The organism is Kitasatospora sp. NPDC034533 (assembly GCF_055575155.1).
Map to the genome: position 1 here is coordinate 151,792 of NZ_JBVITE010000001.1, position 20,988 is coordinate 172,779.

Here is a 20,988-nt window from a genome sequence, read left to right on the forward strand (position 1 = left end):
TTGCCGCTCCCGCCGCCGTCCGTCCCTTTGCGTACGGCCCCATCGTGCCAGGTTCATCCCTGCGGGTCGCACGCCTCGGAACTGTGTTCCCGGGTGGTACACCCTGCCGATCGGCCGGTCGGCCCAACGTCGGTCTAACCTTGACCCGTGCTGCTGCTCGCGTTCGACACCGCTACCCCCGCCGTCACCGCCGCCGTCCACGACGGCACGGCCGTCCTCGCCGAGACCCACCAGGTCGACGCCAGGCGCCACGGCGAACTGCTGCTGCCCGCGATCGACCGGGTCCTGCGGACCGCCGGGGTGGACAAGCACCAGCTGACCGGCGTCGCGGTCGGCGTCGGCCCCGGCCCGTACACCGGCCTGCGGGTCGGCCTGGTGACCGCCGCCGCGCTCGGCCACGCCCTCGGGCTGCCGGTGCACGGCGTCTGCACCCTGGACGCGATCGCCTTCCAGGCCCGCGCCGAGGGCCTGGCCGGCCGGCCGTTCACGGTCGCCACCGACGCGCGCCGCAAGGAGGTCTACTGGGCCTCGTACGACGCCGAGGGCCGCCGCACGGAGGGGCCGGGCGTGGACCGCCCGGCCGAGCTGACCGCGCGGGAGAGCTCCGTGGGCGCCGGCGCGCTGCTCTACCCCGACGCCTTCCCCGGCGCCCACGGCCCCGAGCACGTCTCGGCCGGCGCCCTGGCCGGCTTCGCCGCCGCCGAGCTGGCCGCCGGGCGCGAGCTGCTGCCGAACCACCCGCTGTACCTGCGCCGCCCGGACGCCCAGGTCCCGGCCGGCTACAAGGCGGTGCTCCCGGCGTGAACCACGGCACCACCCTGCGTCCGATGCGCTGGTGGGACATCGCACCGGTGCTGGAGCTGGAGCTGCGGCTCTTCCCCGAGGACGCCTGGTCCGCCGGGATGTTCTGGTCCGAACTGGCCGAGGCCCACCCCGGCGGCACCCGCCACTACACCGTCGCCACCGCAGCGGACGGCACGGTCGTCGGCTACGCCGGGCTGATGGCCGTCGCAGGCGAGGGCGACGTCCAGACCATCGCCGTCGACGAGCGCCACCAGGGCGCCGGCCTCGGCGCGGCGCTGCTCACCGACCTGATCCGGGAGGCCGCCCGGCGCGAGTGCGCCGAACTGCTGCTGGAGGTGCGGGTGGACAACCCGCGCGCCCAGCGGCTGTACGAGCGCCACGGCTTCGAACCGGTGGGCATCCGGCGCGGCTACTACCAGCCCGCCAACGTCGACGCGCTGGTGATGCGCCTCGACCACCCGAGCACTGACAGCACTGACCCGAAGGACATTGAGGACACCCGCCATGGCTGACGAACCGCTCGTCCTCGGCATCGAGACCTCCTGCGACGAGACCGGCGTCGGCATCGTGCGCGGCACGACCCTGCTGGCCGACGCCGTCGCCTCCAGCGTCAACGACCACGCCCGCTTCGGCGGCGTCGTCCCGGAGATCGCCAGCCGCGCGCACCTGGAGGCGATGGTCCCGACCATCCAGCGCGCCCTGGACACGGCCGGCGTCAAGGCGAGCGACCTGGACGGCATCGCCGTCACGGCCGGACCCGGCCTGGCCGGCGCGCTGCTGGTCGGCGTCAGCGCCGCGAAGGCGTACGCCTGGGCGCTGGACAAGCCGCTGTACGGGGTCAACCACCTCGCCTCGCACATCTGCGTCGACCAGCTGGAGCACGGCCGGCTGCCCTCGCCGACGATGGCCCTGCTGGTCTCCGGCGGGCACTCCTCGCTGCTGCTCAGCGAGGACATCACCAGTGACGTCCGCCCGCTCGGCGCGACCATCGACGACGCCGCCGGCGAGGCCTTCGACAAGGTCGCCCGGGTGCTCGGCCTGGGCTTCCCCGGCGGCCCGATCGTCGACCGGACGGCCCGCGAGGGCGACCCGAAGGCGATCGCCTTCCCGCGCGGCCTCACCGGCAGGAACGACCCCGAGTACGACTTCTCCTTCTCCGGCCTGAAGACCGCCGTCGCCCGCTGGGTGGAGGCCAAGCGCCGGACCGGGGAGGAGGTGCCGATCGCCGACGTGGCGGCGTCCTTCCAGGAGGCGGTCACCGACGTGCTCACCCGCAAGGCCGTCAAGGCGTGCAAGGACAGCGGCGTCGACCACCTGATGATCGGCGGCGGCGTGGCGGCCAACTCGCGGCTGCGCGAGATGGCCCAGCAGCGCTGCGACCGGGCCGGCATCCGGCTGCGGGTGCCCCGGCCGGGCCTGTGCACCGACAACGGCGCGATGGTCGCGGCGCTCGGCGCCGAGATGGTGTGGCGCGACCGCACGCCGTCCGCCCTCGACCTGTCGGCGGACTCCTCGCTGCCGGTGACCGACGTCCACGTGCCCACCGCGGACACGGGGCACGGGGACTTCCACGGCCAGGCCTACCACGCCCTCGGCGGCGGCGCGGCATGACCGTCGCCGCGATGTGGGAGGCCCGGGCGGCGGCCGGGCGGGGAGCCGAACTCGCCGCCTGGGTGCGGGAGTCGGCGCTGCCGGCGCTCCGCGGCTCGGCCGGGCTGGAGCGCCTCGAACTGCTCTCCGCCCCCGGCGAGCGGGTGCTGCTGATCACCTGGTGGAGCGGCGAGCCGGTGCCCGTCGCCGACCCGCCGGCCGAACTGCTCGGCCGTCCGGTGCACCGCTGGTCCTTCGTCCGCGAGCACGCCGAGTAGCCCGGACCGGGGAACCGCGCCCCCGGCCGTTACCGTGCATAGCTGAGAGAAGGCCGGACGGGAAGCGGGAGCGCACTGCGGTGATCAGGGACGGGCGGAGCAGGACCAGGACGTACGCGGCGGGGGCGCTGGCGCTGCTGGCCTTCGCCACCGGATGCGGCAGCGGCGGCGGCAGCGCCCCGGCCGCCCAGGGCACCGGCACCGCCCCGGCCGCGCCCCGGCCCACCACCGCGGCGCCGGCCACCGCCGCCCCGACCACCGCGGCGCCGGCGGGCGCGGACGCGGCGGCCTGGGCCAAGTGGAACCTCACCCCGCTCGCCCCCGCCCCGGCGCCGCCCGCCGACAAGCCCGTCAAGCTCGAACGGACCGGCCCCGTACCGGTGTTCAGCGACGTGAAGACGAGCGACAAGGTCGTCTTCATCACCATCGACGACGGGGCCGAGAAGGACCCCAAGTTCGTCGAGATGCTGACCGACCTCAAGGTGCCGATCTCGATGTTCCTGACCCGGGACATAGTCAAGAACGACTACGCCTACTTCAAGCCGCTCCAGGCACTGGGCAACCACGTCCAGAACCACACCGTGGACCACCCGGTGATGAGCAAGATCCCGGCCGAGAAGCAGAAGTCCGAGATCTGCGACGCCCAGTCCGCGCTCACCCAGCAGTACGGCACCGCCCCGCTGCTGTTCCGCCCGCCGTTCGGCGACGGCGCCAACACCTCGACGCTCAACACCTCGGTGCAGCAGTGCGGTCCGCGCGCGATCGTGCTGTGGCGCGAGTCGATGCAGATCCACGACATGCAGTACCAGGCGGCGGACAAGAAGCTGAAGCCCGGCGACATCATCCTGGCGCACTTCCGCGGCCCCCAGGAGCTCAAGGGCGCCACGATGACCCAGATGTTCGGCGACCTGCTGGCCCGGATCCAGGAGCAGGGCTTCTCGGTGGCCCGCCTGGAGGACTACATCCAGGCGCCCGCCTCCTGACTCAGACCGGCTGCCCCAGCATCATCAGCGGGCCGCGGTCGGTGCGGCTGAGGATCACCGTGACGGTGTTCGGCCCGGACGGCTTGAGCTGGCGGCGCAGCTCCTCCGGGGTGATCGCCATCCCGCGCTTCTTGATCACCACCGTGCCGACCGCCCGCTCGCGCAGCAGCGCCTTCAGCTTCTTGATGTTGAACGGCAGCACGTCGGTGAGCTCGAAGGCGTGCGCGTACGGGGTGGCGACCAGCTCGTCTGCGGTCAGGTAGGCGATCTTCGGGTCGATCAGCCGCCCGCCCACCTGCTCGGCCACCTCGGCCACCAGGTGGGCCCGGATCACCGCGCCGTCCGGCTCGTACAGGTAGCGCCCGACCGGGCCGGCCGGCGGGTCGGGCAGGTCGCCGCCGGTCAGGCTGGCGCCCTGCGGCAGCAGGGTGGCGCGGTGCGGGCTCGCGGCCCGGGTGCCGAACCAGAGCACCGCCTCCTTGACGTCGCCGTGGTCGGAGACCCACTCGGCCTCGGCGTCCTCGGGGACGGCCTCGTGGGGGATGCCCGGGGCGACCTTCAGCGCGCCGACCGGGGTCCGCCGGCCGGCCTCGATCGCCCAGGAGAGCGGCGGGGCGTACGCCTCGGGGTCGAACACCCGGCCGCGCGAGGTGCGCCGGGCCGGGTCGGTGAACACCGCGTCGTAGCCGGTGACGTCCACCTCGGCGACGTCCGCGCAGCGCACCTCGACCAGCTCGGCCAGGCCCAGCGCGGCGGCGTTCGCCGCGGTGGCGGCACAGGCCGCCGGGTCCCTGTCGACGGCCAGCACCTCGATGCCCGCCCGGGCCAGCGCCAGCGCGTCCCCGCCGATGCCGCAGCAGAGGTCCGCCAGCCGCCGTACGCCCAGGGCGGCGAAGCGCCGCGCCCGCCACTCGGCCACGCCGCGCCGGGTGGACTGCTCGACGCCGTTGGGCGTGAAGTACATCAGGTCGGCGTCGGCCCCGAACTTCGCCCGCGCGCGCTGCCGCAGCCGCGCCTGCCCGAACGCCGCCGACACCAGCTCCGCGGGGTGCTCCCGCCGCAGCCTGGTCGCCAGCGCCAGCTCCTCCTCGGGGGTGAACTCGCGCAACTCGGCGAGCAGGGCCTGGCCCTCGGGCGTCAGCAGGGGCTGGAGGTTCTCGGTGTCCACGGGGTCATTCTCGCCGGTCGGCGGGCTCGCGAGCGCACCGTCCGGCCGTTCACCGGAAGGCGCCGGACGAGAGCAGTGCGGGCAGGAGGAACGGAGCGATCGCGGCGGCGGCCGGGAGGAGCCGGTAGCCGGACCGGACGCTGCGGACGGCCGTCACGACGCTCGCCGCGAGGGCGATCACCGGGGCGGCCATGAACGCGACGCCCAGGGTGGCCCAGGCGCTGCCGTCCCCGTCGTCGCCGCCGTCGAAGCCGGCCGCGATGCCGATGAGGCAGACGAGGTAGAAGGCGGCGACGGGGAGCGCCGCGCCCAGCAGGAGCAGGGTCGGCAGGGCGAGCGAGGCGTCCTTGAGCCGGGAGGGGCCGACGCGGGCCGGGATCGGAGTCATGGCAGGAGTCTGTTCGGTGCCGGAGCCGTCGCACATGAGTACGGCTACTCATCCCTCGTCCGGGGCCCCCAGGACGCGCCGTTGGCACTCTGGTTGACTGAGTGCTAACACGGCCCTATGGTCGTCCTTGGCACTCACCACCTGGAGAGTGCTAACGCGACGACGTGTGTCTGACCCCCGCGACGGCAGACCCGCAGGATCGCCCCTACCCGTTAGAAAACCCCGTAATCTCCGAAGGGGAGCTCGGACGTGACCACCAGCAGCAAGGTTGCCATCAAGCCGCTCGAGGACCGCATCGTGGTCCAGCCGCTCGACGCCGAGACCACCACGGCCTCCGGCCTGGTTATCCCGGACACCGCCAAGGAGAAGCCCCAGGAGGGCGTCGTCCTGGCCGTCGGCCCGGGCCGCTTCGAGGACGGCCAGCGTCTGCCGCTCGACGTCGCCGTCGGTGACATCGTCCTGTACTCGAAGTACGGCGGCACCGAGGTGAAGTACCAGGGCGAGGAGTACCTGGTGCTCTCGGCCCGCGACGTCCTCGCGATCATCGAGAAGTAAGACGTTCCGACCCGCCCCGGATCCGTGTCCCATGTGACAGGGGCCCGGGGCGTGGTTGTTGGTTCACGTAGTCCGGCGGCCGGTGGCCCGGTCGCAGCCCCGAGGGAATAGGGAACATGGCGAAGATCCTGCAGTTCGACGAGGACGCCCGCCGCTCGCTGGAGCGCGGTGTCAACAAGCTGGCCGACACCGTCAAGGTGACCATCGGCCCCAAGGGCCGCAACGTCGTCATCGACAAGAAGTTCGGCGCTCCGACCATCACCAACGACGGTGTCACCATCGCCCGCGAGGTCGAGCTGGACGACCCGTACGAGAACCTTGGCGCGCAGCTCGTCAAGGAGGTCGCCACCAAGACCAACGACGTCGCCGGTGACGGCACCACCACCGCCACCGTGCTGGCCCAGGCCCTGGTCAACGAGGGTCTGCGCAACGTCGCCGCCGGTGCCGGCCCGGCCGCCCTGAAGAAGGGCATCGACAAGGCCGTCGCCGCCGTCTCCGAGCACCTGCTCTCCGCCGCCCGCGAGATCGAGGGCAAGGACGACGTCGCCGCCGTCGCGTCCCTCTCCGCGCAGGACACCCAGGTCGGCGAGCTGATCGCCGAGGCGATCGACAAGGTCGGCAAGGACGGCGTCATCACCGTCGAGGAGTCGAACACCTTCGGCGTGGAGCTGGACTTCACCGAGGGCATGCAGTTCGACAAGGGCTACCTGTCGCCGTACTTCGTCACCGACGCGGAGCGGCAGGAGGCGGTCCTGGAGGACCCGTACATCCTGATCAACCAGGGCAAGATCTCCTCCATCCAGGAGCTGCTGCCGCTGCTGGAGAAGATCCTCCAGGGCGGTTCCTCGAAGCCGCTGCTGATCATCGCCGAGGACGTCGACGGCGAGGCGCTGTCGACCCTGGTCGTGAACAAGATCCGCGGCACCTTCAACGCCGTCGCCGTCAAGGCCCCGGGCTTCGGCGACCGCCGCAAGGCGATCCTCGGCGACCTGGCCGTCCTGACCGGTGGCCAGGTCATCTCCGAGGAGGTCGGCCTCAAGCTCGACCAGGTCGGCCTGGACGTGCTGGGCACCGCCCGCCGCGTGACCATCACCAAGGACGCGACCACCGTCGTCGACGGCGCCGGTGACGCCGAGGCCGTGGCCGGCCGCGTCGCCCAGATCAAGGGCGAGATCGCCGCGACCGACTCCGACTGGGACCGCGAGAAGCTCCAGGAGCGCCTGGCCAAGCTGGCCGGCGGCGTCTGCGTCATCAAGGTCGGCGCCGCCACCGAGGTGGAGCTCAAGGAGCGCAAGCACCGCCTGGAGGACGCCATCTCGGCGACCCGCGCCGCGGTCGAGGAGGGCATCGTCGCCGGTGGTGGCGCCTCCCTGGTCCACGCCGCCAAGGTGCTGAACGACGGCCTGGGCCTGTCGGGCGACGAGGCCACCGGTGTCGCCGTGGTCCGCAAGGCGCTGCACGAGCCGCTGCGCTGGATCGCCCAGAACGCCGGCCTGGAGGGCTACGTCATCACCTCCAAGGTCTCCGAGCTGGAGGTCGGCCAGGGCTACAACGCCGCCACCGGCGAGTACGGCGACCTGGTGAAGGCCGGCGTCATCGACCCGGTCAAGGTCACCCGCTCCGCCCTGGAGAACGCCGCCTCGATCGCCTCCCTGCTCCTCACCACCGAGACCCTCGTGGTGGAGAAGAAGGAGGAGGAGGCCGAGGCCGGTCACTCGCACGGCGGTCACGGCCACTCGCACTGAGGCTCCGACGCCTGACCGGAGGCCCGGTCCGCTCCCTCGGGGAGGCGGGCCGGGCCTCCGGCGTTGGTGATCTTGAGCCTTCAACTATCAGGAGAATTTTGCAGAATCCAAAGATTGCCTTATAACTGAGGCATGATCGAGGCCCGCCACCTGCGCGTTCTGCGTGCCGTCGCCCGCACCGGCTCCTTCTCCGCCGCCGCCCGTGAGCTGGGGTGTACGCAGCCCGCCATCAGCCAGCAGATGAAGGCCCTGGAGAAGTCCGTGGACACGCCGCTGGTGGTCCGCTCGGGCCGCGGGATGCAGCTCAGCGAGGCCGGGCGGGTCCTGCTCAAGCATGCCACCGGAATCCTGGCCGGGCTCTCCGCCGCCGAGGAGGAGGTGGCGGCGATCGCCGGGCTGCGGGCCGGGCGGGTGCGGCTGGTGTCCTTCCCGACCGCGAGTTCCACCCTGGTGCCGCCCGCGGTCGCCCGCCTGCGGGACAGCCATCCGGGGGTGCGCGTGTCGCTGGTCGAGGCGGAGCCGCCGGAGTCGCTGGCGATGCTGCGCGGCGGCGAGTGCGAGATCGCGCTGGCCTTCCGCTACCCGCAGTCCGACGGGGCGGTCGCGCTCCCGGCACCCGGCCACGGCACTCCGCGCGAGGCCCGGGCCGAGGCCAACCTGGAGGCGCAGCAGCTGACCGCCGGGACCGACTGGTCCGACCTGGTGGTCACCCCGCTGCTGGACGACCCGATGGTGGGCCTGCTGCCCGCCGCCCACCCGCTGGCCGGGAAGGGCGGGGCGGTGGAGCTGGCCGAGCTGGCGCAGGAGCAGTGGATCGCGGGCTGCCCGCAGTGCCGGGGGCACCTGGTGGAGCTCTGCGCCGGGGCGGGCTTCGAGCCGCGGATCGACTTCGCGACGGACGACTACCCGGCGGTGGTCGGCCTGGTGGCGGCCGGGCTCGGGGTGGCGGTGCTGCCGCGGCTCGCGCTGGAGTCGGTGCGCCCTGACGGCGTGTCGACGGTGCCGGTGCGGACGGCCTCCGGGGCGCCCGCGGTGCGCCAGGTGGTCGCGCTGACCCTCCCGGACCTGGCGGAGGTGCCGGCCGTCGCGCTGATGCTGGAGCGGCTGGCGGGCTCGGCCGGGGATCGCTGACGGTGGGTGACGGGGCCGCGGTGGCCCGGTACTGACGGTGAGCGGGGGCGGGCCGAGTGGACTGCTATCAGGCTGAATCACAGCGAAGGAACGTTTCTTCACCGCGCTCATGAAGGCGGGGGCTAGTGCCGGGCGACCGCCGGCGGGGTCAGCGGGACCTCGACCAGCCGGTGCCGCGAGCGCCCCAGCATCTCCTCGCGCTCGTCCTCGGTCATCCCGCCCCAGACGCCGTACGGCTCCCTGACCGCCAGCGCGTGCGCCGCGCACTCGGCGATCACCGGGCAGCGCATGCACACCTCCTTGGCGCTGGCCTCGCGCGAACTGCGCGCGGCCCCGCGCTCGCCCTCGGGGTGGAAGAAGAGCGAGCTGTCCACACCCCGGCAGGCCGCGGAGAGCTGCCAGTCCCAGAGGTCCGCGTTGGGGCCGGGGAGGCGGGAGAAATCTGCCATGGCTCATTCCCTTCAGAGGCTGTCGGCCGTGGGCCGGGCGTTCGGCGGGAACTGCTGCCGAGCGGAGCGGCGGGGCTTCGATGCACTGGTGTGGACACCTGGAAATATGACTTAAGGCAACTCCATGGACAAGTCACCCACACACTGGCACAACAGTCAATGACCATACGAAAGCGATAAAAAAGGGCATAGTGGGCGCGGGCTCCGGGCGGGCGCGGGTGTGGCAATCGGGTGGCCGAGGGGCGCGCGCGGCGCCGGATCGGTGTGCGGGTCGTACGCCGACCGCGCGCGAGCTGCGCAAAAGTGCGGCGTGTGCACCGCGATGCGGCTGATCGGTAATGGGTTGGCCACGTACAGTGGTGGAGATGGCCCCGAAGGCCGTAACTCATTCGAGTGACGGTCGTTGGAAGTGCGGAGGCGGTTAGCGGGCGCCGGACGTCGGGAACGATCGCGGGCAAGTTGGGGCGATCAGGACGGAGTCTGTCGCCGATCGGCCGTGTCGGAGAGGTTCGTACCAGCCAGGAGGCTCAACGTGACGCGGATCAGCTGCGGAGGACGACGGTCATGACTTCCGTTCTCGTTTGCGACGATTCCCCGCTCGCCCGCGAGGCGCTTCGCCGCGCGGTCGCGACCGTACCCGGTGTGGACCGGGTCACCACCGCGACGAACGGGGAGGAGGTCCTCCGCCGCTGGGTGGCCGACCGCTCCGATCTCGTTCTGATGGACGTCCGGATGCCCGGCCTCGGCGGGGTCGAGACGGTCCGGCGGCTGCTGTCCGCCGACCCGGGCGCGCGGATCATCATGCTCACCGTCGCCGAGGACCTCGACGGTGTCGCGCTGGCGGTGGCCGCGGGCGCCCGCGGATACCTGCACAAGGACGCCTCGCGCGCCGAGCTGCGGGCCACCGTCACCCAGGCCCTCGCCGACCCGACCTGGCGGCTCGCCCCGCGCCGGCTGCGCAGCCCCGACATGGGTGCGGCTCCGACGCTGACGGCGCGTGAGATCCAGGTGCTGGAGGGCATGAGCCACGGTCGCAGCAACGCCGAGATCGGGCGCGAGCTGTTCCTCTCCGAGGACACCGTCAAGACCCACGCCCGACGGCTGTTCAAGAAGCTCGGGGCCTCCGACCGGGCGCACGCGGTGGCGCTGGGCTTCCGCTGGGGCCTGGTCCGCTGACCATCGCCGGCGCCGCCGGCTGCGGCGCGCCGTCGGGCGTTCCCGGAGCGGGCGCCGCACGGGCGTGTGACGTTACGGTCCCGAGGTTGCACCATGGAGGAGTGGAGCACCTCGGGGACCAGCGGACAGGCACTGCGGCGAACCACGCAGCCGCAGGACACTCGGCGGACGGCGCGACGGACGGGACCGACGGCGGCGGGGCGGGAGGCGGCACGGTGCAGGAGGGGCCGGTGGTGCGCGGGACGCCGTACGGTGCCGCAGCGCATAACGTTCCGGTGCACAACTCCGGACGCGGTGCCGCGTTTTCCCCCGCGACCAGGCACCATGGACCGATGCGCGACGACGTCGCCGGTGCGGCCGGCCAGGCGGACCCGGTGGAGGCCGAGCCCTCCGGTCCGGGCGACGATCCGTCGTACGCCGATCCCGGTGGCTCCCCGGCCGGGCCGGGCGGACCGCAGGCGCTCGGCACGGGAGGCTCGCCGCTGGTGGGCGAGCTGGTCGCGGCCGCGGTGCGCGGCGAGGGCCCGGCGATCGACGCGCTGCTCGCGTACGTCCACCCGCTGGCGCTGCGCTACTGCCGCGCCAAGCTGGCCCGGTTGCCCGGCGGGGCCCGGCACCACGTGGACGACGTCGCGCAGGAGGTCTGCGTCGCGGTGCTCTGCGCGCTGCCCCGGTACAAGGACCAGGGGCGCCCCTTCGAGGCCTTCGTGTACGGGATCGCGGCGCACAAGATCGCCGATCTCCAGCGGGCCGCGATGCGCGGGCCCGGTTCGACCGTCGTGCCGCAGGACGACCTGCCGGAGGTGCCGGACGACGCGCTCGGCCCGGAGGAGCGGGCGCTGCTGAGCAGCGACGCGGCCTGGGCGAAGGAGCTGCTCTCCAACCTGCCGGCCCGTCAGCGCGAGCTGGTGCTGCTGCGGGTGGCCGCCGGGCTGTCGGCGGAGGAGACGGGCGAGGTGCTGGGGATGTCGCCCGGTGCCGTCCGGGTCGCCCAGCACCGGGCGCTCAGCCGCCTGCGGGCCCTCGCGGAGGAGTCCTCCTGATCCGTGCCCTCCCCGCCCGTCGTGGGGAATGGCCCACGGGGAGGGGGTGTTGTCAAGGGCACACGAGGACACATTCGCGGTGCCAGTACCATGGGGTATCGGCGCCTGGGCGGGTTGCCAAAGTTTGGCGGGTGCGCGCGGGGTCCCCTTGGAGGATCCTCCCATCGCACCCGGCTTCGGCGGTCTGCGCGAGTGAGCGATGAATGCGCCCCCACCCTCAGGGCTCAGGGCGTGAGCGGATTAGGCCGGCCACGGAAGGTACCCCCCAAATGTCTTACAACGCCGCAGGCGTACCCGAGAAGTTCGCGATGCTCGGGCTCACGTACGACGACGTCCTGCTGCTGCCCGGGGCCTCCGAGGTGCTGCCGAACCAGGTGGACACCTCCTCCCGGGTCTCCCGGAACGTCCGTGTCAACATCCCGCTGCTCTCCGCGGCGATGGACAAGGTGACCGAGTCGCGGATGGCCATCGCGATGGCCCGCCAGGGCGGCGTGGGCGTGCTGCACCGCAACCTGTCGGTCGAGGACCAGGCCAACCAGGTCGACCTGGTGAAGCGCTCCGAGTCCGGCATGGTCACCGACCCGATCACGGTCGGCCCGGAGACCACCCTGGCGGAGGCGGACGCGCTGTGCGCCAAGTTCCGCATCTCCGGCGTGCCGATCGCCGACGAGACGGGCAAGCTGCTCGGCATCGTCACCAACCGTGACATGGCCTTCGAGTCGGACCGCAGCCGCCAGGTCCGCGAGATCATGACCCCGATGCCGCTGATCACCGGCAAGGTCGGCATCTCCGGTGTGGACGCGATGGCGCTGCTGCGCCGCCACAAGATCGAGAAGCTGCCGCTGGTCGACGACGAGGGCCGGATCAAGGGCCTGATCACCGTCAAGGACTTCGTCAAGGCCGAGCAGTACCCGAACGCCGCCAAGGACGCCGAGGGTCGGCTGCTGGTCGGCGCCGCCGTCGGTGCCAGCGCCGAGGCGTTCGACCGGGCCCAGGCCCTGGTCGAGGCCGGTGCGGACTTCCTGGTGGTGGACACCTCGCACGGCCACAGCCACAACGCGCTGGCCTGGATCGCGAAGATCAAGTCGGCCGTCAAGGTCGACGTGGTCGGCGGCAACGTGGCCACCCGGGACGGCGCCCAGGCGCTGATCGACGCCGGCGTGGACGGCGTCAAGGTCGGGGTCGGCCCCGGCTCGATCTGCACCACCCGCGTGGTCGCCGGCATCGGCGTCCCGCAGATCACCGCCATCTACGAGGCCGCCCTGGCCTGCCAGGCGGCCGGCGTGCCGGTCATCGGCGACGGCGGCCTCCAGTACTCGGGCGACATCGGCAAGGCGCTGGCCGCCGGTGCCGACACCGTGATGCTGGGCTCGCTGCTGGCCGGCTGCGAGGAGTCCCCGGGCGAGCTGATGTTCATCAACGGCAAGCAGTTCAAGTCCTACCGCGGCATGGGCTCGCTGGGCGCCATGCAGTCCCGCGGCCAGGGCCGCTCGTACTCCAAGGACCGCTACTTCCAGGCCGAGGTGGCCTCGGACGACAAGCTCGTCCCCGAGGGCATCGAGGGCCAGGTGCCCTACCGCGGCCCGTTGTCGGCCGTGCTGCACCAGCTGGTGGGCGGTCTGCGCCAGACGATGGGCTACGTCGGCGCCGCCACCGTCGCCGAGATGGAGAGCAAGGGCCGCTTCGTCCGGATCACCTCGGCGGGCCTCAAGGAGAGCCACCCGCACGACATCCAGATGACCGTCGAGGCGCCGAACTACTCGGCCCGATGACCCGCTGAACGCCGAAGGGCCCGCGACGGCGGGCCCTTCGCGCGTGTCCGGGCCGTGGGCCGTCGGGGCGGGACCCGCACGGGTACGGGATACTGGGGTGCGGCCGGGGTGACCCGGCGGGCATGAGCAACAAAGCAGAAGGGCTCGAAGTGACTGAGATCGAGATCGGGCGAGGCAAGCGCGGCCGCCGGGCGTACGCCTTCGACGACATCGCCGTCGTCCCCAGCCGTCGTACGCGTGACCCGAAGGAGGTCTCGATCGCCTGGCAGATCGACGCCTACCGCTTCGAGCTGCCGTTCCTGGCCGCCCCGATGGACAGCGTCGTCTCGCCTCAGCAGGCCATCGCGATCGGCCGCCTCGGTGGTCTGGGCGTGCTGAACCTCGAAGGCCTGTGGACCCGCTACGAGGACCCGCAGCCGCTGCTGGACGAGATCGCCGCGATCACCGACGCGTCCACCGCGACCCGCCGGCTCCAGGAGATCTACGCCGCCCCGATCCGCGCCGAGCTGATCAAGCAGCGGATCCAGGAGGTCCGCGACTCCGGCGTGGTCACCGCCGCCGCGCTCTCGCCGCAGCGCACCGCCGAGTTCTCCAAGGCTGTGGTGGACGCCGGCGTCGACGTCTTCGTCATCCGCGGCACCACCGTCTCGGCCGAGCACGTCTCCAGCGCCGCCGAGCCGCTCAACCTCAAGCAGTTCATCTACGAGCTGGACGTCCCGGTGATCGTCGGCGGCTGTGCCACGTACACCGCGGCCCTGCACCTGATGCGGACCGGCGCGGCCGGCGTGCTGGTCGGCTTCGGCGGCGGCGCCGCCCACACCACCCGCAACGTCCTGGGCATCCAGGTGCCGATGGCGACCGCGGTGGCGGACGTGGCGGCGGCCCGCCGCGACTACATGGACGAGTCCGGCGGCCGCTACGTGCACGTGATCGCGGACGGTGGCGTCGGCTACAGCGGCGACATCCCGAAGGCGGTCGCCTGCGGCGCCGACGCGGTGATGATCGGGGCGGCGCTGGCCCGGGCGACGGACGCCCCGGGCAAGGGCTTCCACTGGGGCATGGAGGCCGTCCACGAGGAGCTGCCGCGCGGCAAGCGGGTGGACCTCGGCACGGTCGGCACCACCGAGGAGATCCTGACCGGTCCGTCGCACACCCCGGACGGCACCATGAACCTGTTCGGCGCGCTGCGGCGGGCGATGGCCACCACCGGCTACACGGAGCTCAAGGAGTTCCAGCGGGTCGAGGTCACCGTCAACCCGGCGCTCGACCACCGCTGAGCATCGTGACGACGGAGGCCCCTGCCGGACGGTGGGGGCCTCCGGCCGTTTCCGGGGAGGGCCGCTCGTGGGGGCTCGGGCCGGGGCGCTCGGCCAGGGCCGGGGCTGGGGCCGTGGTCAACTCCGGTCGGCGGCGCGGCGGGTGAGGAGGAATCCGCCGATCAGGGCGATGGCGTAGAAGGCGGCGTCGAGGGCGCGCAGGTCGGCGCGCCAGGCGGTGAAGGCGTCGTGCAGGAGGCCGTGGGGGCCGGGGCCGTCGGCGTGCACCCGGCGCAGGTGTTCCAGCAGCTGGCCGAGGAAGAGGGCGCCGGCCGCGAGGAGGGCGCCCAGCGGCGGCAGCGAGCGGCCCTGGCCGCCGAGCCGGCCGAGCGGGAGGGCGACCATGCCGGCCGGGGCGATGGCCAGCCAGCCGAGGCTGTCGGCGGCCCGCAGCGGGGCGCTGCCGTACGCCAGGCCGCCGAGCAGCATGGCGAGCAGGGCCAGGGCCACGGCCAGGGCGGTGCGGCGGCGGGGGGCGGCCCGGGGCGCGGGCTCGGCGGGTTCGTAGCCGGCCATCGGGGCGCCGGGCATGCCGGGGGCGACGTAGCCCTCGGGGGTGGCCGGGACCGGCGCGACCGAGTAGTGCTGGGCGGTGCGCGGCCGGGCCGACGGGCCGTCAGCGCCCGGTGCGGGTGCGGTCATGGGCGTCGTATCCCCCCCGGAAAGACGATGAGCTGCCGAACGGTAGCAGTGGCCGGGACAGATCTTGGCGAGTTTTCGATCACAGATGGGGCACGGAGCGCCGCAACCGTTCCGGTTCGTCCCGGCTTGGTGCGGGGGTCGGGTGGTCGACGGCCCTCCGGACAGGGGATGATGGAGGCTTGGGCGTACGGACCCAGATCGGGCCGACGCGCCGTCATCACGACCGCCGGCAGCACATGGGGGAACGTTCCGAATGACCCAGGCGCAGGGTTCCACCGGCCGCCTCCTGGCCGGCCGCTACCGCCTGAACGGCGTGCTCGGGCGCGGCGGCATGGGCACGGTCTGGCGCGCCGAGGACGAGATGCTGGGCCGGACCGTCGCGGTCAAGGAACTGCGGATGAACGCCAGCGTCGACGAGGAGGAGAAGCACCGGCTGATCACCCGGACGCTGCGCGAGGCCAAGGCGACCGCGCGGATCCGGCACAACTCGGCGGTGACGGTCTTCGACGTGGTCGACGAGGACGACCGGCCGTGGATCGTGATGGAGCTGGTCGAGTCCCGCTCGCTGGCCGACGTGGTGCGCGAGGACGGTCCGCTGGAGCCCGCCCGGGCGGCGGAGATCGCGCTGGACGTGCTGGGCGTGCTCAGCGCGGCGCACGCGCTGGGCATCCTGCACCGGGACGTCAAGCCGTCCAACGTGCTGATCGGCGAGGACGGCCGGGTGGTGCTCACCGACTTCGGCATCGCCAGCGTGGAGGGCGACGCCTCGGTCACCTCCACCGGGATGCTGGTCGGCGCCCCCTCGTACATCTCGCCGGAGCGGGCCCGCGGGCAGAAGCCCGGGCCGCCGGCCGACCTGTGGTCGCTGGGCGGCACGCTGTACGCGATGGTCGAGGGGCGGCCGCCGTACGACCGGGGCTCGGCCCTGGCCACGCTGACCGCGGTGATGACCGAGGACCTGGTCACCCCGGTGAACGCCGGGCCGCTGCTGCCGGTGATCGAGGGGTTGCTGGCCAAGGACCCGGCGGAGCGGCTGGACGCCTCGCAGACCCGGTCGATGCTCAAGCGGGTGGTCGCGGAGGCGACCGCGCGGGCCGAGTCGACCACCGAGCACGCGGTGCCGGTGAAGCCGGTGGCGAAGGCGGCCGGAGCCGCGGAGCCGGCCGCGGAGCCCTCGCCGGCGCGGCCCGGGCCGCCGGAGGCTCCGGAGCCGTCGAAGCGGCCCGAGGACGGCCGCAAGCGGCCCGTGGGCGGGCTGCTGGGGACGGTCCGGGTGGGCAGCCGGGCGCAGGACGGGGAACCCCCGGGGGAGCCCCCGGCCGAGCCGGCGGCGGAGCCGATCCGGCCGGTGACCAGCGAGTGGACGATGGGCGCCACCCAGGCGGCCGGGGCCGACCCGCGCACCGGCCGGCGGCGGCTGGCCATCGCCACCGTGATCGTGGTGCTGCTGCTGATCGCGGGCGTGGTCGCGGTGATCCAGGCGGTCGGCAGCGGGGACGGCGGCTCGCACGCCGGGGCCACCCGGAGCGCGGGCGCCGGCACGCCGGCGGTGGCCACCACGGACCCGGCGCCCGACGGGAGCCCGCAGGCCCCGGCGAGCGCTCCCGCGCCGGAGCCGACGCAGGCCGAATCCACGCCGGCCGGACCGGCGCCGACGGGCGAGCAGGCCCCCGCCGTACCGGACGCCCCCGCGCAGACCGCCACCGAGCCCGCCGCCCCGGCGCCGGCGCCGCCCGCGCAGACGGGGGCGGTGCCGGCCGGCTACCACGAGTACAAGGACCCGAGCGGCTTCTCGGCGGTGCTGCCGGACGGTCTTCAGCCGACCGGCTCGGAGGCCACCAAGCGGATCTTCAAGAACCCCGCCGACGGCAGCCAGCTGCGGATCGAGTGGACCACCTCGCCCAGGCCGAGCGCGGTCGCGGACTGGCAGGAGGCCGAGCCCGGACTGCGCGCCCAGGTCTCCAACTACCAGCGGGTGAACCTGGCGGCGATCACCTACCGGCAGTGGAGCAACGCGGCGGACTGGGAGTGGACCAGCGGCACGCCCCGGATCCACTCGCTCAACCGGGGCTTCGTCACCGGGACCCCGGCCAAGTACGGGTACTCGATCTACTGGATAGTCCCGGACGCCGAGTGGGCCGCGCACGCCCCGGTCCGGGAGGTCGTCTTCGACACCTTCCAGCCCGCGCCCTGACGTGCGGGGACGACGGGTTCAGCCGATCAGGCGCTGCTTGGCACGGGTGAACTCGTCCTCGGTGAGCGCGCCGGAGGCGCGCAGGGCGGCCAACCGCTCCAGCTGGCCGATCAGTTGCTCGCCCGCGTCGGGCCCGCCGGCGGCCTGGGCCGGGGCGGCGGCGGGTTCGGGCTTCCCGGCGTTGCGGGCGGCCCGGGCGGCGGCCCGCAGCTGCTCGGCGAAGAACTCGGCCTTGACCACCTCCTCGAAGCGGTGCGAGCCGGTCAGCGCCACCACCAGCAGCACTTCGCCGTTGAGCTTGGTGCGGGTCACGGTGACGTCGGTGACGGCGGCGAGCGGAACCGGCACCGGCGGCTTCCCGTCCTTCAGGAAGAGCAGCCGGTGGGTGGTCAGCACGAGCACTCCCTTGCGGAAGTGGTCGGGGTGACGGCCCGCGGTGGAGGCGACCGGCTTCTCGCCGTCGAGCACGGTCGCCTGGACGGTGCGGACGGCCTCGGCCTGGTTGGCTTTGCCGTGGTTTCCAGCCGCGTCGAGAGCGGTGTCGATCAGATCGGTCCAGTCCATGGGATCGAGCCTACGGGAGCCGCTCAGTAGGCTGCTCGGCGAGCGAGAGGAACTGGCATGCGAGGCGGCCCGGGGCAGTTGCTGGCGGGGCGGTACCGGCTGACGGGCCGTCCCGAACCGCTGCGCGCCCACGCGGTGGACGAGCGGACCGGTGAATCGGTGCTGCTGAGCGCCCTGGAACTGCCGGCGCTGCTGACGACGGGCCAGGATCCGGAGGAGGCCGCGGCGGCGCAGGCGGACCGGTTGGTGCGCCGGGTGGCGGCGGTCGGTTCGGCGGCGCCGGCCGCCCACCCGCGGCTGCTGCGCGGGGTCGGCGCGTTCGTCGAGGACGAGCTGCTGTGGACGGTGGAGGAGCGGCCGGCCGGGCGGACGGTGGCCGAGCTGCTCGCCGAGGGGCCGCTGCCGCCGTACCGGGCGGCCGAGTTGGCGGCGGACGTGGCCGGTGCGCTGCGGGCGCTGCACGCGGCCGGGCTCACCCACGGCAACGTGACCGCGGAGACGGTGCTGGTCTGCGAGGACGGCGCGGCGATGCTCGGCGGGCTGCTCGCCGGGGTGGCGCAGGAGGCGCTGGCCGAGGACCTTGGCGGGCCGGCCGGGCGGCGCCGGTACGAGGTGCGGGCCACCCTGGTCGGCCCGGTGGCGGAGCGCTGGCCGCTGGACGGCGGCCCGGCGGGCGACTGCTGGGCGCTCGGGGCGCTGGCGCAGCGGCTGGTCACCGGCCGTTCGCCGTACCCGGAGCGGGACGTGCCGGAGCTGGTGACGGCCGTACGGGACGGGCGGCGCGAGCCCGCGGTGGTGTGCGGGCCGCTCGCGCCGCTGGTGGAGCGGCTGCTGCAACCCGACCCGGTGCGCCGGCCGACGGCGGAGGCGGTGCGCGGGGAGCTGGCGGAGCTGCTGGCGGGGGCGCCGGAGCCGGTCGACGAGGAGCGGCTGGAGTACGCCCGGAGCGCCGAGGGGCCCGAGGCACCGGGGCGGGCGCGCGGGCGCGGCGGGCGGGCGCTGCGTTCCCGTGCCGGAAGGAGCGCCCGAAAGGGCGGGGACGGCGGGGACTTCGGGGCGGGGAGGGCGGCGAAACCGCCGCGGATACCCCCCGCCCTGCTGGGCCCGCTGTTGGTGGGTGGAGTGTTTGTGCTGCTCGTGTCGGGAATTGCCGCCGTGGTGCTGTTCGCGGGCTGACGGCCCGTACGGGTTCCGGTCTTCGGGTCCAGGGGGTGGGCGAGATTACCGGGGGCGGCAAGGTGCGCCTAATGTGTGCGTGGGATTTGTTCGAACAGTGGTCTGCACCAGGCCCTCCGTCACGGTGACGGCAGGCGGAATGTGTGGGGGAGCGGGCGCAGATGGGTGTGCAGGACCGGCCGGAGGCGGCCGAGGCGGAGCGGTTGCTGGCCGGGCGGTACGAGCTCGGCGAGCGGCTCGGCCGGGGCGGCATGGGCACGGTCTGGCGGGCCTGGGACCGGATGCTCGACCGCGAGGTCGCGGTCAAGGAGCTGACCGTCAACCACCTGCCCGAGGAGGACCTCCAGATCCTGCACACCCGGATGAAGCGCGAGGCCAGCGCGGCCGCGCGGATCAAGCACCCCGGTGTGATCACCGTGCACGACGTGCTGGAGCAGGACGGCCGGCCGTGGATCGTGATGGAGCTGGTCGACGGCCGCTCGCTGGCCGACGTGATCAGCCAGGACGGCACCCTCCAGCCGCGCGCCGCCGCCGAGGTCGGCAGCCAGGTGCTGGCCGCGCTGCACCGGGGCCACCAGCTGGGCGTGCTGCACCGGGACGTGAAGCCCGCCAACGTGCTGCTGGAGCGCGGCACCGGGCGGGTGGTGCTGCTGGACTTCGGGATCGCCAAGTACGAGGGCTCGACCGAGCTGACCCGGCCGGGCGACCTCGTCGGCTCGCCGGACTACCTGGCGCCGGAGCGCGCCCAGGGCGAGCGGCCCGGGCCGGCCTCCGACCTGTGGGGCCTCGGGGCGACGCTCTACGCGGCGGTCGAGGGCCAGTCGCCGTTCCGCCGGGACTCGCCGATCACCACGCTCGCCGCGGTGGTGGACGAGCCGCTGCCGGAGCCGCGCCGGGCCGGGCCGCTGGGGCCGGTGCTGGCCGCGCTGATGGCCAAGGACCCGGCCGAGCGGCCGACCGCGGACGAGGCGGCCCGGATGCTGGCCGAGGTGCGGGCCGGGCACACGATGGGCCTCAAGACGGTCGCGCCGGTGCGGATGCCCACCCAGTCGGTGCCGGTGGTGGACCGCAGCGAGGCTCCCGCGGAGCCCGTCGAGGGGTCCGAGGAGCCGACCGAACCGCAGGCCTCCGCGGCCACCCCCGTGCAGGCCGCTCCCGTGCAGGCCGCCCCCGCCGTGCACGCCGCCGCCGGCCAGGACGCCGCCGGGGGCGCTCAGGCGGCCGCCCAGGCGCCCACCGGGCCGGTCGCGCCGGTGGCGCACCCCGTCGCGCCCGCGCGCGGACCGGCCAAGCGCCGCAACCTGCTGAAGATCGTCGGTATCGCGGCGGCCGTCGGCCTGCTGGCCGCCGCGGGCACCTTCCTCGCCACCCGGAGCGTGGTCGACAACGGCGGCGGCGGTGCCGTCGACGACCCGGTGCCGACCGGGTCCGCCGAGACCACCGGGCCGGCGCCCACCGGCGAGCCCACCGGTGACACCGCCCCCGCGGTGCCGCCGCCCAGCGGCTACCGCTGGGTCGACGACCCGGCCGGCTTCCGCTTCCCGCTGCCGACCGGCACCCCGCCCTGGCAGCGGATCAGCTCCGGGGACAACCAGATCTTCTACACGCCCGACAACAAGCAGCACTACCTCCAGTTCGCCGTCACCGTCGGCCAGTCGGTCAAGCCCCTGGAGCACATGCGGCAGATGGAGGTCACCGTCTCCAAGTCGCTCAAGGACTACAAGCAGCACCGGATGGCCGGCACGGCGGTGAAGGGCCAGGAGGCGGCGGTCTGGGAGTTCAGCTACCTGGCCAAGGAGGGCGGTCGCCGGCGCGCGATCGAGACCGAGTTCATCGGCCAGGACGGCACCAGCTACGCGATCTACTCGTCCAGCCCGGAGAAGGGCAACGAGTGGAACGAGGCCGAGCAGCGCTTCTACGCGGTGCTCAACAACTTCGCGCCGACCCGCTGACGGGCGCCCGGGCGCGGGCGGGAGTCCGCTTTGGCCCGACTGCGGCAGATTCTTGTTACCGA

At 73.7% G+C, this 20,988-nt stretch carries 20 protein-coding genes; 15 read left to right on the plus strand and 5 right to left on the minus strand.

Annotated elements, in window-relative coordinates:
• The first annotated feature begins 147 nt into the window (after positions 1-147).
• The 5 genes from tsaB (at position 148) to ACZ55U_RS00825 (ending at position 3,655) form a co-directional block, all read left to right on the plus strand.
• The gene (tsaB, locus tag ACZ55U_RS00805; RefSeq protein WP_465520963.1) at positions 148-804 is read left to right on the plus strand and encodes a tRNA (adenosine(37)-N6)-threonylcarbamoyltransferase complex dimerization subunit type 1 TsaB; all 657 of its coding nucleotides are present in this window, start codon (positions 148-150) and stop codon (positions 802-804) included.
• A gap of 23 nt (positions 805-827) precedes the next feature.
• Complete coding sequence (rimI, locus tag ACZ55U_RS00810) at positions 828-1,316, plus strand: ribosomal protein S18-alanine N-acetyltransferase (protein ID WP_465521253.1); 489 nt, start codon at positions 828-830, stop codon at positions 1,314-1,316.
• Positions 1,309-2,415: a tRNA (adenosine(37)-N6)-threonylcarbamoyltransferase complex transferase subunit TsaD gene (tsaD, locus tag ACZ55U_RS00815; RefSeq protein WP_465520965.1), complete on the plus strand. Its 1,107-nt coding sequence runs from the start codon at positions 1,309-1,311 to the stop codon at positions 2,413-2,415. Before rimI ends, tsaD begins: the two co-directional genes overlap by 8 nt.
• A complete protein-coding gene (locus ACZ55U_RS00820; protein WP_465520967.1) occupies positions 2,412-2,672 on the plus strand; it encodes a hypothetical protein in 261 nt (86 codons plus the stop codon). The genes tsaD and ACZ55U_RS00820 overlap by 4 nt, the downstream gene beginning before the upstream one ends.
• Before the next feature lie 80 nt (positions 2,673-2,752).
• Positions 2,753-3,655, plus strand: a complete 903-nt coding sequence (locus tag ACZ55U_RS00825) for a polysaccharide deacetylase family protein (RefSeq protein WP_465520969.1) — start codon at positions 2,753-2,755, stop codon at positions 3,653-3,655.
• A gap of 1 nt (position 3,656) precedes the next feature.
• Here ACZ55U_RS00825 and ACZ55U_RS00830 read toward each other — a convergent pair whose 3' ends face one another.
• Positions 3,657-4,823 (minus strand): THUMP-like domain-containing protein, encoded by a 1,167-nt coding sequence (locus ACZ55U_RS00830; protein ID WP_465520971.1) that lies wholly within the window; start codon positions 4,821-4,823, stop codon positions 3,657-3,659.
• A gap of 49 nt (positions 4,824-4,872) precedes the next feature.
• Positions 4,873-5,211 (minus strand): hypothetical protein, encoded by a 339-nt coding sequence (locus ACZ55U_RS00835; RefSeq protein WP_465520973.1) that lies wholly within the window; start codon positions 5,209-5,211, stop codon positions 4,873-4,875.
• 249 nt (positions 5,212-5,460) lie between these two features.
• Between ACZ55U_RS00835 and groES the strand changes: the two genes are divergently transcribed.
• The 3 genes from groES (at position 5,461) to ACZ55U_RS00850 (ending at position 8,642) form a co-directional block, all read left to right on the plus strand.
• On the plus strand, positions 5,461-5,766 hold the full coding sequence (gene groES, locus ACZ55U_RS00840) for a co-chaperone GroES (protein WP_014136232.1): 306 nt from the start codon (positions 5,461-5,463) through the stop codon (positions 5,764-5,766).
• Positions 5,767-5,882: 116 nt separating this feature from the next.
• Positions 5,883-7,511, plus strand: coding sequence for a chaperonin GroEL (groL, locus tag ACZ55U_RS00845; protein ID WP_465520975.1), 1,629 nt, complete (start codon positions 5,883-5,885; stop codon positions 7,509-7,511).
• Positions 7,512-7,643: 132 nt separating this feature from the next.
• On the plus strand, positions 7,644-8,642 hold the full coding sequence (locus ACZ55U_RS00850) for a LysR family transcriptional regulator (RefSeq protein ID WP_465520977.1): 999 nt from the start codon (positions 7,644-7,646) through the stop codon (positions 8,640-8,642).
• Between the two features lie 122 nt (positions 8,643-8,764).
• Here ACZ55U_RS00850 and ACZ55U_RS00855 read toward each other — a convergent pair whose 3' ends face one another.
• Positions 8,765-9,091 (minus strand): WhiB family transcriptional regulator, encoded by a 327-nt coding sequence (locus ACZ55U_RS00855; RefSeq protein ID WP_380341270.1) that lies wholly within the window; start codon positions 9,089-9,091, stop codon positions 8,765-8,767.
• A 564-nt stretch (positions 9,092-9,655) separates the two neighbouring features.
• Here ACZ55U_RS00855 and ACZ55U_RS00860 point away from each other — a divergent pair.
• From ACZ55U_RS00860 to ACZ55U_RS00875, 4 genes are all read left to right on the plus strand, one after another.
• Positions 9,656-10,267 carry a response regulator transcription factor gene (locus tag ACZ55U_RS00860; protein ID WP_014136228.1) on the plus strand — a complete coding sequence of 204 codons (612 nt, stop codon included), beginning with the start codon at positions 9,656-9,658 and terminating at the stop codon, positions 10,265-10,267.
• 332 nt (positions 10,268-10,599) lie between these two features.
• Positions 10,600-11,310, plus strand: coding sequence for a sigma-70 family RNA polymerase sigma factor (locus ACZ55U_RS00865; protein WP_465520979.1), 711 nt, complete (start codon positions 10,600-10,602; stop codon positions 11,308-11,310).
• A 269-nt stretch (positions 11,311-11,579) separates the two neighbouring features.
• Entirely contained in the window at positions 11,580-13,082 is a 1,503-nt protein-coding gene (gene guaB / locus ACZ55U_RS00870) for an IMP dehydrogenase (RefSeq protein WP_465520981.1), read from the plus strand.
• A 149-nt stretch (positions 13,083-13,231) separates the two neighbouring features.
• A complete protein-coding gene (locus ACZ55U_RS00875) occupies positions 13,232-14,359 on the plus strand; it encodes a GuaB3 family IMP dehydrogenase-related protein (protein WP_465520983.1) in 1,128 nt (375 codons plus the stop codon).
• A gap of 117 nt (positions 14,360-14,476) precedes the next feature.
• Here the strand turns inward: ACZ55U_RS00875 and ACZ55U_RS00880 are convergent, their stop codons facing one another.
• The gene (locus tag ACZ55U_RS00880) at positions 14,477-15,040 is read right to left on the minus strand and encodes a hypothetical protein (protein ID WP_465520985.1); all 564 of its coding nucleotides are present in this window, start codon (positions 15,038-15,040) and stop codon (positions 14,477-14,479) included.
• Positions 15,041-15,293: 253 nt separating this feature from the next.
• Between ACZ55U_RS00880 and ACZ55U_RS00885 the strand changes: the two genes are divergently transcribed.
• Positions 15,294-17,234 (plus strand): serine/threonine-protein kinase, encoded by a 1,941-nt coding sequence (locus ACZ55U_RS00885; RefSeq protein ID WP_465520987.1) that lies wholly within the window; start codon positions 15,294-15,296, stop codon positions 17,232-17,234.
• 18 nt (positions 17,235-17,252) lie between these two features.
• On the opposite strand, the gene ACZ55U_RS00890 is transcribed toward ACZ55U_RS00885, so the two are convergent.
• Entirely contained in the window at positions 17,253-17,798 is a 546-nt protein-coding gene (locus ACZ55U_RS00890; RefSeq protein ID WP_465520989.1) for an SHOCT domain-containing protein, read from the minus strand.
• A 57-nt stretch (positions 17,799-17,855) separates the two neighbouring features.
• On the opposite strand from ACZ55U_RS00890, the gene ACZ55U_RS00895 reads away from it, so the two are divergent.
• Complete coding sequence (locus tag ACZ55U_RS00895; protein ID WP_465520991.1) at positions 17,856-18,974, plus strand: protein kinase domain-containing protein; 1,119 nt, start codon at positions 17,856-17,858, stop codon at positions 18,972-18,974.
• 161 nt (positions 18,975-19,135) lie between these two features.
• A complete protein-coding gene (locus tag ACZ55U_RS00900) occupies positions 19,136-20,926 on the plus strand; it encodes a serine/threonine-protein kinase (RefSeq protein ID WP_465520993.1) in 1,791 nt (596 codons plus the stop codon).
• Positions 20,927-20,988 lie beyond the last annotated feature (62 nt).

Coding starts and splice junctions, on each gene's coding strand:
- rimI (WP_465521253.1), top strand. CDS start 828: ATGCGCTGGTGGGACATCGCACCGGTGCTGGAGCTGGAGCTGCGGCTC.
- tsaD (WP_465520965.1), top strand. CDS start 1,309: ATGGCTGACGAACCGCTCGTCCTCGGCATCGAGACCTCCTGCGACGAG.
- ACZ55U_RS00820 (WP_465520967.1), top strand. CDS start 2,412: ATGACCGTCGCCGCGATGTGGGAGGCCCGGGCGGCGGCCGGGCGGGGA.
- ACZ55U_RS00835 (WP_465520973.1), bottom strand. CDS start 5,211: ATGACTCCGATCCCGGCCCGCGTCGGCCCCTCCCGGCTCAAGGACGCC.
- groL (WP_465520975.1), top strand. CDS start 5,883: ATGGCGAAGATCCTGCAGTTCGACGAGGACGCCCGCCGCTCGCTGGAG.
- ACZ55U_RS00850 (WP_465520977.1), top strand. CDS start 7,644: ATGATCGAGGCCCGCCACCTGCGCGTTCTGCGTGCCGTCGCCCGCACC.
- ACZ55U_RS00855 (WP_380341270.1), bottom strand. CDS start 9,091: ATGGCAGATTTCTCCCGCCTCCCCGGCCCCAACGCGGACCTCTGGGAC.
- ACZ55U_RS00860 (WP_014136228.1), top strand. CDS start 9,656: ATGACTTCCGTTCTCGTTTGCGACGATTCCCCGCTCGCCCGCGAGGCG.
- ACZ55U_RS00865 (WP_465520979.1), top strand. CDS start 10,600: ATGCGCGACGACGTCGCCGGTGCGGCCGGCCAGGCGGACCCGGTGGAG.
- guaB (WP_465520981.1), top strand. CDS start 11,580: ATGTCTTACAACGCCGCAGGCGTACCCGAGAAGTTCGCGATGCTCGGG.
- ACZ55U_RS00880 (WP_465520985.1), bottom strand. CDS start 15,040: ATGACCGCACCCGCACCGGGCGCTGACGGCCCGTCGGCCCGGCCGCGC.
- ACZ55U_RS00885 (WP_465520987.1), top strand. CDS start 15,294: ATGACCCAGGCGCAGGGTTCCACCGGCCGCCTCCTGGCCGGCCGCTAC.
- ACZ55U_RS00890 (WP_465520989.1), bottom strand. CDS start 17,798: ATGGACTGGACCGATCTGATCGACACCGCTCTCGACGCGGCTGGAAAC.
- ACZ55U_RS00895 (WP_465520991.1), top strand. CDS start 17,856: ATGCGAGGCGGCCCGGGGCAGTTGCTGGCGGGGCGGTACCGGCTGACG.
- ACZ55U_RS00900 (WP_465520993.1), top strand. CDS start 19,136: ATGGGTGTGCAGGACCGGCCGGAGGCGGCCGAGGCGGAGCGGTTGCTG.